Genomic DNA, 11,467 nt, shown 5'->3' on the forward strand with positions numbered 1-11,467 from the left:
TGGCACCGGAAGCCTCCGCCACCCCCGGGGCGGAGGCCGGGTAAGGACTCCTTACCCCACAACTTGCTGCGCGTGTGACGGGTGTGGTGGTCGTCTCCGGTTGTGGGGTGGGCAGTTCGTGCTGTGGTGCGTGCATGGGTGACCTACTCGGGGGTGTTGATGGGGGAGGGCGGTGATGTTGGTGCGACTCGTCGCCGATGGGGGACTCGTCCCCGCGCTGGCCTGCGCGGGGACGAGTGATGCGGGACGCGGTCGGCAGGGGGCGGTGGTCAGGAAGCGATCGCCGCTGGTGTGGTCTCGCTCGGTTCGGCTGCGGCGGCTTTGTCGAGTTCGGCCTGGAGCGCGTCCTTGACGCGTTCTGCCTCGTCCTTGCCGATCGTGCGGCCGGTGCTGCGGACGGTGTCCTCGATGTGGCGGCGTGAGGCTTTGCCTCCGCGTCCAAGCGGCGCACAGCGGGCGAGGGCGAGCAGCTCGGGATCGACTGTGTCCGCCTCCTCTTCGTCGGCCGCGGGGGATGAGGCGGAGGGGTTCGCCACATCGGCAGCGTCCTCCGCCACATCTGTCGGGGCGCCCGCCACCTTGAGGCGCGCGGGCATCTGGACGTCCGAGGAGGCGCTGGCACCCAGCTCGGCGTCCTCCTGCTCAGCGGCCAGCGCGAGGTCACGCTGGATGATCTGGTAAAAGTGCACCGCGCCAGCCAGCGCGAGCGGCGGGAGCGCCGAGAGCACGGCCACGGTCCAGTCGCCGAGCTGCAGACCGCCCAGGGCCTGCTGGTTGAGGCGTACGGCGTGGAGCGCGTTGGCCCAGATGCTCAGCGCGGTGGCCAGGCTGACGAGCACCCACACGTACACACGGGCGGCCTTCGACGCGGTGCGCACCAGGAGCAGGGTCCCGATACCGATGGCGATGAACCCGTCGATCACGAGCGGGAAGCCGATCGCGAAGAGCGGGCGGATGTGGGCGGCGATGGCCATTTGCCGCAGGGCGTCGTAGGACAGGACGAAGCCGATGGTGCCGAGCAGGGCGATGCCGAAGCGGATGGCTCCGGTTTTTGGCGCGGTGGATTCGGGTGCGGTGGATTCGTGCGAGGGCAGGGGAGACCTCCGGTGGGTGGGCGGCACCTACGAGCAGGCGGGGCAGCGGGGCAGGGCGCTGTGTCTGCGAGGTGCTGGGACTCGTACCACTCGTCGCGTGCCTGGTCAGCACAGGTACGAGTGGCGTGGTGATGTCGAGACGACTCGTTGCGGGCTGTTCACTCGTCCCCGCGCTGACCTGCGCGGGGACGAGTGATGCGAGTGGCGTCGGGTCAGGCTGCGGTGCCGGGCAGCGGCCCGTCCGCTGGCGAGGCGGGCGCGTCAGCAGCCTTCGGCTCGGGGCAGTACCGCGCCCACGTGTCGAGGAATTGGTTGCGCGCGAAGCCCTTGGCCTGGGTGCCGTCGGGGAAGCGGCGGTTGGCCGAGCTGATGCCGTAGGGCTTCAGGAGCAGCTGCAGACCGCGCGGGGTCAGGCCGTTGGCGCCGTACTCCGCCCACGGTGCTTCCTTGTCCGCGTTGAGGGACTCCAGCAGGTGCTTGGTGCTCAGCACGGCCGGATCGCCGACGGTGGCGAAGGCGCGGCGGATGCCGACCAAGAGGCGGGTGCGCAGGCCGCCCTCCTCGTCTTGGCCGGCCTCGTAGTCGGTCATGGTGCGGCAGGCGGTGCGCGCCAGCATCGGCCAGTCGCCTCCGGCGAGGTCGGCGATGATCACCAGCGGTTCCCAGGTGTCCGCCGCGCGGTCCTCGACCGGCATGGCAGGCTCCATCTCCAGGGCCTGCGCGTAGAGCGGCTGGAGCCAGGCGTGGAGACGGTCGCGGATCGCGTTCAGGGCGGGGGTGTCCCGGCCGGTGCGGAAGGACGCCACCTTCTCGCCTGCCGCGCGGCGGCGCATCCGGATGACCACCGCCCGGTCCTGGATCGTGTCGGGCAGATCGCCGATCCCGGCAAGTGCGGCCATGGCGAAGGTGGGGAACTCCTGCACCTGGTGCTCGGGACCGGACACCCGCAGAGTCGGCCGACCACGCTGGTGCCCCGCGTTGATCAGGCCACGGACCTCCTCGTTCTTCTCCGCGGCCTTGGTGGTACCGAAGAGGGTGTCGGCCTCGTCGACCAGGAGGGTCGGCGGGTCGTCCCCGTCGATCGACCGGAAGATCGCCGCCGCGCTGGCGTTGACCGTGATCAGCCGGTTGTGCACCGTCTCGGTCACCACGTCCAGCAGACGGGACTTACCGCACCGCTTCTCCGGAGCGACGATCGCCAGGCGCGGCGCGTGCTGCCACGCGCGCTGCAGATGCGTCGCCGCGATCCACAAGGCCACCGCCGTGACGGCCTCCTCGCTCGGCATCGCCACGTACCGCTTGATCTGCACCCGCAGGTCGTCCAGGATCTGCGCCCCCTCGGTCCGCAGTGGTGATGAGGTGGTGTCGTCGCGGTCCCCCTCTGGCGGAGGCGCAGCGGAGCCGGACGGTTGGCCGGGCACGGCAACTGGAGGCCACGACGTGCCGGAGCCGTCGGGAAGGGATGGCGTATTCGGCTGAGGATCGGTCATACTGGGCATCAGCTCCTCTGCTTGCGGGCCATATGGGACGGCAATCCCGGTCTCCGCAGGTTGATCGCTAGGGATGGCGGTTGAGAGGTTTGCGCTTGAGCCCCCGGCATCGCCGGGGGCTTCTTTCATGTGACGTGCGGTCGTGCGGACTCCTGAGGTCGGTGGGGTGGGGTGCCACCACTATGCCACATTAATTGCAGATCGCAGAAGTGTTTTGCATCTCGCAGTGGAGGTGCTACTGTTTAGGCTGTGCTGCAAACCGCAGTGCATCGCTACGAACGGAAGGAGGTGGCGGTGGTCGAGGAAGAACCGTCCGAGGGCGTCCTGCTCAGCGGCGAGGCGAACGTCGCGACCCGCATCAGGGTGGAGCGCGAGGCCCGAGGCTGGAGCACCAACGCCCTGTCCGACCGGCTCAACGAGGCCGGCTTCGAGATGAACCCGTCCGCGGTCTGGCGGATCGAAAACGGGAAGCGCCGCATCAACCTCGACGACGCCATCGGCTTCGCCGAGGTCTTCGGCATCGACCTGCGCAACCTCGTCGGGCCACCGCAGCTGGCGGCCAAGGCCCGCGCCATGGAGCTCATCGACGAGGTCGTGGACGCGTTCCGCACGACGCAGAGAGCCAACATGGCTCTCACAGAGGCGCGCGACGCCCTCGACGCCTACCTCACCGAGCACCCCGACATCCGCGAGGAAGCCGACCTCATGGTCCAGAGCGCCATCGCGGAAGAGGCCAACAAGACCATGCTGAAGATGCATGGCCCTCCGCCTGGTGACAGCGACGCCCACCCCGCCGACGAGGCATAGCCTCCGGCGCCCACTCCCGTCCCGGGCCGCAAACCCCCAGTACGGGCAGCTCATCTCTATCCCTAGCGATCGACCGGCGGGTCGGCGTTGCCGCGCCTCATGCCCGCCAGAAGAGGACTCACCCCTTGCGCGAACCCGCGATAGCCCCTGCCTCCACACCGACTCCGCACGCCGAGGTCGGCCTGCCGCGCCTCTATGTCCCCGAGGAAGTTGCCGCCGTCCTCGGCTGCTCCGCCTGGTGGGTCAAGGACCGCGCCCGCCGCCGGCTCATCCCGTTCACCCGCGTTGGCCGTGCGTACCGCTTCTCGGACGAACACCTCGCCGAGATCATCCGCATGCACGAAGAGCGTCCGGCCCTGAAACCGCAGCGCCCTGGCGTTGCTGCTGCGCCGACTCGCAAGCCTTCCGCTCGGCAGCGATCTGAAGCGGCTCTGTCCGCTGTCCGCCTCAAGGCCCGGCCGCCGCGCCGTATGGCCAAGTCCCAGTACGGAACCGCTGCTTAACGCACCCCACACGACAGAAGGGAGGGAAATCTGTGGGGTACGCCGAGAAGCGCAGCGGCTACTGGCGCGGCCGCTACAAGATCGAGGACGGCAAGTACGGCACCGTCGCCGATTCCGCAGGCGCCGTGGTCAAGTTCGCCACCAAACGCGAGGCCAAGCAGGCCGCAGACGCCGAGGAGGTGACCGTTCGCCGTGGCCAGTGGCGCGACCCGGGCCTCGGCCAGGAGACCTTCGGCGAGTACGCGAGCCGCTGGTACGCCGCCCAGGACCTGGCGGCCTCGACGATGCAGAACTACAAGCGCCACATCGAGGAGCACCTGCTCCCCGACTTCGAGGACAAGGCGCTCGCCGGCATCCTGCGTACGGACGTCGATGCCTGGGAGAAGAAGGAGAAGGCCGCCTACGCGGCTTCCAGCGTCAAGACCTGGCGCTCCACGCTCCACCTGATCTTCGAGGACGCGATCGACGAGGGCCTGCTCACGTCGAACCCGGCGGCCAGGCGGCGCGGACGGGGCAAGCGCGCTGGCCGCTCGCGCGACCGCGGCCCGGAGAAGGTCGTCACTGACGCGCTCGGCATCCTGCTCACCGCCGAGCGGGCGGCCTTGCTCTCCGGTCGCGACGACGAGTTCGTTGCCACGGTCCTCAAGGGCTACACCGGCAAGCGCTGGGGCGAAATCGTCGGCCTGGAAACGGAGTTCGTCCGGCCGAATGCCTTCCGGGTCGAATGGCAGCTCTACGAGCTGGACACCGGCGAGCTGGTGCGCTGTCCGCCCAAGGACGACAGCTACCGCGACATCGACTCGACGGACTGGCTGTCCGCCCTGGTCTTCAACCACATCGCCCGTACGAAGCCGACTCCCTGCCCCTGCCACGGCAGGACGTACGTCTTCCGAGGGCAGGGCGCGGCACGCACCGGCGGCCATCAGGGGGCGAAGCTCGTCGACGTCGCACGACGCGCCAGAGTCTCCACGGGCACGGTCTCGAACGTCCTCAACCACCCCGACCGCGTGCGCGAGGACACTCGCATACGCGTCGAACTCGCCATCGCAGACCTCGGGTTCGTACGGGGCGGCACCACGTCGGAGCACGCGGCCCACTGGCGCCGAAACGGCTTCGCCACCTGGCTGTTCACCCCGGCGGCCTCCGGCTGGTACCCGAAGAAGGCACCCCAGGAGGCCCGCCCGGTCCCGATCCTCGGCGAGCCGTGGCCCGGGGTTCCGGCCCGAGGTCGAGGAGCTGCTGCTCGGGCGGACGCCTGCTGGCTCCCGATCGCCAAGGGCCTCACACCCCACGGTCTCCGCCATACCCATCGGACGATGATGGAGGACCTCGGCACCGAGAAGGTGCTCATGGACGAACGCATGGGCCACATCGACGGCTCGGTCTCCGCGCGCTACGCCCACGTCACGCCCGGCATGCGTCGGCGCCTCATGGTTGGCCTGACCGAGCAGTGGGAGGCGGCACTCGCCGCCAGGCGTGCGCTACACCCGCGTTCCCCGGTATCTGCGCTGGACCGGCTCCTGCAGGCCGGCGGCTGACGCGTCAGGCCCAGCCCTCCTCCTAGGAGGGCTGGGCCTCGCCAGGTCCCCAGGCGTCTCCCTTGCGGATGTTGCAGATCCAATGGGCTGCCTGCAGGTTCTCGGCTGTGTGCGCGCCGTTCTCTGCAACAGGCTGGATGTGGTCAAGGGTGGCGGACCACGGATCGGGCCATTCAACGGCGGAGTCCATCGCACGGTGGCACAACTGGCAGACCCATTGGTCGCGTTCGTAGATGTCGAACGGGTCCACTTGGTCGGCGTCGGCGTTGAGCATGCCGTAGCCGCGCATACGGGCCTGGTAGCTGTTGCGGGCCCGAGTGGAGCGCCGCCGCTTCTCGGAGCGGGCGGTGTAGGCCGGGGTCCAGAGCGTGGGCGTCGGTTCGGCGACGCAGACCCAGGCTTCCCAGTCGTAGGTCTTCCCGCTCTCGTCCACGTCACGGAAGATCTCGTTCTGCCAATGCCACTGCCGCCCGTCGTCCCCCGCGAACGACGTTTGCTGGACGAGGGGGTGCTCCTGGCCAGGCACCTTGGTCCACCACAGGACGCGGCCCGTGTAGGCGAGGAGCGCGCCGGTCCGCTGGTGGATTGCGACCATCGGCTCTGCGTCGGGTTCGGAGTTGGCCCGCACCAGCGCGACGAGCTCGTCGGCGCCCAGGGAGGTAGCGGTGGCGTACGTCGTGACGGAGCCGTGCCGCTCGATGACATCGCCCTCGATGGGGCTCAACCCGTGGAACTCATAGGGGAAGTCACCATCGGCGGCCCTGGTGCAGAAGACCCGCGGCTCCCGTGCAGCCCCGAACCGAGCTCGCTGGTCGGCATCGGCGGAGGATCGGTCGCCGTGATCCGCGATGGCGGGCACGTCGATCTCACCCCTTTCGATCCGCACCTTCGTGCGCCGCTTGAGTGTGGTGTTGCACCGACTCGAGCAGACGTGCCGGTCGCGGTGCTCCCAGTGCGCGCTCCTTGGAACGGGCTCGCCGCAGATCCGGCAAGGTTCGCCGCCGGTGGCACGTTCGGCAGCCGCGAGGATCGGGTTCCAATGAGGATCACCGGGAACCTTGCGGGTCCTGGAGAGGTCGGGCACAGGCGGTGTCCCCGGCGTGAGCGTTTGCTTCGGACGCCGCACCTTCGGCGCGTCCTTCGGTCGTTCGGCGCGCTGTTTCTTGGCGGCCGAGGTACGGCAGGGATCGGAGCAGTATTTCTGGCTGCGTGGGCGCCAGTACTCCATCACTGTGCCGCAGACCGCGCAGGGGCGCCCCGCGTGCTCAGGGGTGCTGTTGTCGGCGTCGTGGCTGCCGCCGAAGCCGTGGTCCACAGGCTGTCCTCGGGTCGAGTGGCCGACTGGAGTTCGCGAACGCGCAGGTACGAGCGGACGCGCGGGAGACACGCCGCCCCCGCCGGGCGATTGCCTGCCGGGAGAAGCCGACCAAGATCTTCTCCCAGATTTCTCCCAAACGATCACCGGAGACGCAGAAAGGGCCTGATCCGAATCCGGATCAGGCCCTTGACCTGGTACTTCACTGTCGGGGTGGCGGGATTTGAACCCACGACCTCTTCGTCCCGAATGAGGTTCGGGTGGGAGTGGCACCGGCTGTGTTGCTGTTTTGCCTGTTCAGGACGTTGGTGTGCGGTGGTCCCGGACGGTCCGGGAGGGTTCCCGGGAGGGATCCGGCTCCCAGATGGCTCCCAAGGGGGAGTCATCACTAGGACGCGTCGCTTAGATACCAAGGCTATGCCAGTGGTGTGGTCGACGGCGGTGCCCCGAGCCGTGTGGCATGAGATCAGTCTTGGCACGCGTCTCGCCTGTAAGCCGGACCGCTGGAGCGAGTGTCACGTACAGTTCGGAGCTGTCGCACGCTGGCCTATCCGTGAATCAGGGAACGCTGATGACGCAGCAGCTCTGGACCAGTCAGAGACATAACACCGCCATCGGTCGTGTCGGCCTGTCGCTCCCCGCTCGTCGTGCCGTTGGCGACCTTCAGCTGGAACCAGACATGGGGGTACTCGATTACGGGTGTGGACGTGGCGGCGATGTACGGGCATTGCTGCACCTCGGCCTCGATGCTGTGGGCTGGGACCCGGTGCACTTTCCTAACGGGCGGCGTGAGCCGGCCGAGGTGGTCCTTCTCACCTATGTCCTGAACGTGATTGAGAATCCCGCCGAACGACGCGAGACGCTCCTTCGGGCCTGGGACCTTGCCAAGTCGGTGCTAGTGGTGTCCGCGAGGTTGAGGTGGGAGCGCAACCAGATCAAAGGCACCGAGTACGGCGACGGCATCCTCACCCAACGCCGTACCTTCCAACACCTCTACGCCGCCGGCGAGCTTCGCGACTACGTCGAGGAGGCCACCGGTGTCCGCTGCGTGTCGGCTGCGCCCGGCGTCGTTTACGCGTTCAAGGACGATGCGGCCCGCCTGAGTTACCTCGCCCGACAGGTCGCTCCTGACGGGGGGTGGCTGGCGTCCGAGGACACCGCCTCGGCGATCACCTCGGTCGTCGATCATCTCGAACAGCGCGGCAGGATGCCTCAGCTGGAGGAAATGCCGCAGCCCATCATCAGCCTCCTTGGCCACCTGCGCCCCGCTGAACTCAAGCGCCTTGCCGAGCAGGAAGCCGACCCCGCGAAGGTAGAACGAAGCGCCGAGCGCGGAGCCCTCGACACACTGCAGTTCCTCGCGCTGGAGCTGTTTCACGGCCGAGGCCCGGTTAGCAGTCTGCCCCTGCCGGTTCAACTGGACATCCGTGCCTTCTTCCCGTCGTATACCGAGGCGTGCCACCGAGCGGATCGGCTGCTGTTCAAACTGCGCGACGACGCCTACGTCCGCCGGGCGATGAACGGATCGATCGCCGGCAAGTTCACCGCGACCGCTCTATACGTTCACCGCCGCGCACTCCATCGGATCCCGGCCGTGCTGCGCCTGTACGAGCAGTGCGCGAGCATTGCCGCCGGCCGTCCTGGCGAGTGGTCTGTCGTCAAGCTCCGCCATCAGGGCCGCGGGGTCAGCTGGCTCGATTATCCCGAGTTCGACGCGGATCCCCACCCGCGAATCGCGGCCTCGTACGCCGTCGACCTGAAGACCCTTAAGTCCTCCTTCACCTCGTACGCGGACTCCACCAACCGTCCCCTGCTGCATCGCAAGCACGAGTTCCTTGCCGAGGATGATCCCGACGCACCCAAGTACCGGAGGCTCACGGACGCCGAGGTTCGCGCCGGTCTTTACGAGAGCCCGCACCTGATCGGCACAGAAAAGGGATGGGAGCGCGAACTCGTTCGCTGCGAGCGGGAGTTGCGAGGCCACAGGCTCGTACGGCGCACCACCAGTACCTGAGCCTCGCTCCGGCTCTCGGCACCGCAGTGATTGTCAGTGCTGTGTGCCACGCTCCACCCATGACCACCACCCGGATGGAGGGCTCCTGCTTGCCCTCATACCGAACGCTGTCCACCCTCGCGCTGTCCGAGCCCGAGGACCATGTCCGTGAACTCACCGACTGGGTGGAGCATGCCTCCGCCGTCACAGGAGCCCCCGGGGCGCAGAGCGGCTGGGATACGGCCTACAAGTGGCTGCGTCTCGCCCAGGGCCTGCGCACGGTGACGTTCGACATGTCCTACGACGACGGCGGCATGTGCTCAGCGGGCCTCGACTTCGACGCCGTCTGGACCGAGATGATGGAGGAGTGGCAGCAGCACCAGGTCCGTCTCGGCTACCTGCGCGCAGCACTCGAAGGATTCGTCCGGCTGCTGTACCCGGACACCGCGGAGTCTGGTCTGGCGGTGGAGGCCGCTGAGCAGCAGCTGCAACACCACGCCGACGCGTGGCCGGTGCACGCGCATGCGGTCACCGACCATTTGCGGACGCATGCCTCGGACGGCGTGCCGGGCGCTGGCCCCTCGGTGGCGGCAGCGGTGACCCAGGCGATTGTCCTGCACGAGATGACCGTCCGGGGCCGCGCCGCCATCCCCGAGCCGGGAAGCGACGATGACGGAAAGGTCTTTCCCACTGGACACGCCGAGGTCTGTGCGACCAAGGAAGCCTCCACGGTACTGCTGCTGGGGATCCAGCTGTTGATGACCGCGGCGGTGAAGGAAAACCGCGTCGCTGTCTTCGACGACAAGTACCTCCTCGACGGCATGTGGATTCCCGACTCCGCAGGCGGCAGTCGATGGGTGGACGAAGAAATGCCCTACGGCGAGTACCTCGCCGTTCTCCACCTCCAGCCCGGCGAGCCGCCCGAGCTCTGATTCCGCCACCAGCAGCGCCCTGCGACGGCCACGTCGGCAGCCTAGAGGCAAACGACGGGTGGGCCCGAGGCCAATGGCTTCGGGCCCACCCGTCGTGGCCTGCTCGGCAGGTATCAGGTCATGCACCAGCCGGAGTCACATGCCCCGTCATCCTCATCGGCTTCGCCTTCCCCCGGGCTCTCATCGGGGATGGCTTGAGTGAGCGGGATCCCGTACCGCGTGAGATAGACGTCATCCCGGCCGAGCGCCGCCCTTCGGTGGTTGATCGTCTCCTCCAGCCGGACCGACTGTGCGAACAATTCGGGCTCGTGGCGACGCTGATGACGCCAGGCGTCGACGGTACGGAAGGGACAGAAGAAGCAGGAGCTCTTGGGCGGTACCGGCAGGCCGGCCTCGGTGATGATGCGCTCGCAGTCGTCTCGGCGCAACCCGAGGTCGAGGAGGGGGTACTCGATGACCTCGTGGGCTTCCCTCCGCCGACGGTTGGCGCGATGGATTTCGTCGAGCGAAATGCCGATGCCGACCGCCGCCGGTGCCTTCGCGGTGGCGCCATGCTCCCGAAGCCACCGCCCGACCACCTTGATCTTGAAGTCTGCGGTGCAGTTGCGGCGGCCAGGAGCGCCGTTGGCCATACGGACCGGGATGGGGATCGACCGGGTATCCGGCCGGTTCAGCCGCTGCATGAGGGTTTCCGTGGTCCCGTCACGACGGCGTCGCTTGAGCTCGTAGATGTGCAGTCCCGCACGCTCGGCGTAAGGGATGGCGATCTCGCGAACGTACGCGAGAGTCGCCGGGTGCTCGCTGTCGTCCCCGACATTGGCGAAGAGGAAGGTGGAGAAGTCGATCCCGCGCTGGGCGGCTAGCACCAGCAGCGCCGTCGACTGGACGCCTCCTCCGTAGGAGATAACCCTCATCGGGGATTCACTTGACTGGTGAGCCGCCAGGTCGAGGACGGCCCGTGGGCTCGATTCCGTCGGGTTGTCGTGGTGGGCTCCGGGGATGCGTGACAAGATCGGCATGTGAGAGACAGTATGGATGAAGCGTCGCGGCATCAAGTGTTCCTCTCACGGCTGTCGGCGAACACTGCTTAACTAGGCGGCATAGCGTCTCGGGGATCCATCCCAGTCAGGCAGGGGGAGGCCGACTAAGGTCGCGGCTCGATGACCACAGAATGTCCCTCCGCCAGGACTGCTGCCAGGAACTCGGCCGCGGCTACTTGGTCGGCACCAGTGAATGTTCGTGCTGCGGGCGGGGCCTTGTGCGGCGGCTGGGAGAGGGGCTCTCTTTGCCTACGCCCACGTGGTTTCTGCGGGGCGCGATGACCTGTACGCAGCAGCTCGACCTCGGACGAGAGGATGGTGCGCTGCCGCTGTTGCGCATCATCCACGATGGTGTCCAGGAGCCAGAGAGGGGACCCGGAGAGGGTCAAGTCAGCCTCGGCGATTTGTCGCCGGTTACGCCATCGGGAGATCGCCTGCGCGTCCCGCGCGAGGACGCGGGCGGCCTCCTGGATGCCGAGGATGACGGGTAGGTCCTCCTTGTCCTGGACCTCGTAGCCGCGGGGGATGCTGGTCTTGTAGGAGGCCAGCCGGTCTCGCGCCACGTGGCGGTCGCCGACGTCGTCTAGCCGCATTACCGTCGCCAGCAGCCAGTACGGGTTGCCGGACGCGACCAGGTCAGGTGCGGCGAGGGCGCCCTCTGTCCGCCATTTCTGCGATGTTTGGCGCTCCACTCGATAGAGGGAGGCGATTTCGGCATGGCCCAGCAGGAACGGGACCCGCACCTGTGCCATGAG

At 68.0% G+C, this 11,467-nt stretch carries 10 protein-coding genes; 5 read left to right on the forward strand and 5 right to left on the reverse strand.

Annotated features, from left to right (window positions below; all coding sequences use genetic code 11):
* Positions 1-269: 269 nt before the first annotated feature.
* Positions 270-1,094, reverse strand: a complete 825-nt coding sequence (locus AC07DO_RS13725) for a DUF2637 domain-containing protein (RefSeq protein ID WP_479059739.1) — start codon at positions 1,092-1,094, stop codon at positions 270-272.
* A gap of 212 nt (positions 1,095-1,306) precedes the next feature.
* A complete protein-coding gene (locus AC07DO_RS13730; protein WP_479059389.1) occupies positions 1,307-2,584 on the reverse strand; it encodes a DUF3631 domain-containing protein in 1,278 nt (425 codons plus the stop codon).
* A gap of 249 nt (positions 2,585-2,833) precedes the next feature.
* Here AC07DO_RS13730 and AC07DO_RS13735 point away from each other — a divergent pair, with 249 nt between their 5' ends.
* The 3 genes from AC07DO_RS13735 to AC07DO_RS13745 all read left to right on the forward strand — a co-directional run bounded on the left by AC07DO_RS13735 (position 2,834) and on the right by AC07DO_RS13745 (position 5,432).
* Positions 2,834-3,391 carry a helix-turn-helix domain-containing protein gene (locus AC07DO_RS13735; protein WP_479059391.1) on the forward strand — a complete coding sequence of 186 codons (558 nt, stop codon included), beginning with the start codon at positions 2,834-2,836 and terminating at the stop codon, positions 3,389-3,391.
* 125 nt (positions 3,392-3,516) lie between these two features.
* Entirely contained in the window at positions 3,517-3,894 is a 378-nt protein-coding gene (locus AC07DO_RS13740; protein WP_479059392.1) for a helix-turn-helix domain-containing protein, read from the forward strand.
* A 32-nt stretch (positions 3,895-3,926) separates the two neighbouring features.
* Complete coding sequence (locus AC07DO_RS13745; RefSeq protein ID WP_479059394.1) at positions 3,927-5,432, forward strand: LacI family DNA-binding transcriptional regulator; 1,506 nt, start codon at positions 3,927-3,929, stop codon at positions 5,430-5,432.
* A gap of 22 nt (positions 5,433-5,454) precedes the next feature.
* Here the strand turns inward: AC07DO_RS13745 and AC07DO_RS13750 are convergent, their stop codons facing one another.
* On the reverse strand, positions 5,455-6,291 hold the full coding sequence (locus AC07DO_RS13750) for an HNH endonuclease (RefSeq protein WP_479059396.1): 837 nt from the start codon (positions 6,289-6,291) through the stop codon (positions 5,455-5,457).
* A 1,027-nt stretch (positions 6,292-7,318) separates the two neighbouring features.
* On the opposite strand from AC07DO_RS13750, the gene AC07DO_RS13755 reads away from it, so the two are divergent.
* Both AC07DO_RS13755 and AC07DO_RS13760 read left to right on the forward strand, forming a co-directional pair.
* Positions 7,319-8,761 carry a DNA phosphorothioation-associated putative methyltransferase gene (locus AC07DO_RS13755; RefSeq protein ID WP_479059398.1) on the forward strand — a complete coding sequence of 481 codons (1,443 nt, stop codon included), beginning with the start codon at positions 7,319-7,321 and terminating at the stop codon, positions 8,759-8,761.
* 59 nt (positions 8,762-8,820) lie between these two features.
* Positions 8,821-9,672 carry a hypothetical protein gene (locus AC07DO_RS13760; protein ID WP_479059400.1) on the forward strand — a complete coding sequence of 284 codons (852 nt, stop codon included), beginning with the start codon at positions 8,821-8,823 and terminating at the stop codon, positions 9,670-9,672.
* A 113-nt stretch (positions 9,673-9,785) separates the two neighbouring features.
* Here the strand turns inward: AC07DO_RS13760 and AC07DO_RS13765 are convergent, their stop codons facing one another.
* Together AC07DO_RS13765 and AC07DO_RS13770 are read right to left on the reverse strand one after the other, a co-directional pair.
* Positions 9,786-10,586, reverse strand: coding sequence for an adenine nucleotide alpha hydrolase family protein (locus tag AC07DO_RS13765; protein ID WP_479059741.1), 801 nt, complete (start codon positions 10,584-10,586; stop codon positions 9,786-9,788).
* A 230-nt stretch (positions 10,587-10,816) separates the two neighbouring features.
* Positions 10,817-11,464: a hypothetical protein gene (locus tag AC07DO_RS13770; RefSeq protein ID WP_189173932.1), complete on the reverse strand. Its 648-nt coding sequence runs from the start codon at positions 11,462-11,464 to the stop codon at positions 10,817-10,819.
* Between the last annotated feature and the right edge of the window lie 3 nt (positions 11,465-11,467).

This window comes from Streptomyces sp. NPDC045678, assembly GCF_056432085.1.

What these genes read in the sequence shown, in the direction of transcription:
- AC07DO_RS13730 (WP_479059389.1), bottom strand. Translation starts at nt 2,584, where the DNA reads ATGACCGATCCTCAGCCGAATACGCCATCCCTTCCCGACGGCTCCGGC.
- AC07DO_RS13755 (WP_479059398.1), top strand. Translation starts at nt 7,319, where the DNA reads ATGACGCAGCAGCTCTGGACCAGTCAGAGACATAACACCGCCATCGGT.
- AC07DO_RS13760 (WP_479059400.1), top strand. Translation starts at nt 8,821, where the DNA reads ATGACCACCACCCGGATGGAGGGCTCCTGCTTGCCCTCATACCGAACG.
- AC07DO_RS13765 (WP_479059741.1), bottom strand. Translation starts at nt 10,586, where the DNA reads ATGAGGGTTATCTCCTACGGAGGAGGCGTCCAGTCGACGGCGCTGCTG.
- AC07DO_RS13770 (WP_189173932.1), bottom strand. Translation starts at nt 11,464, where the DNA reads ATGGCACAGGTGCGGGTCCCGTTCCTGCTGGGCCATGCCGAAATCGCC.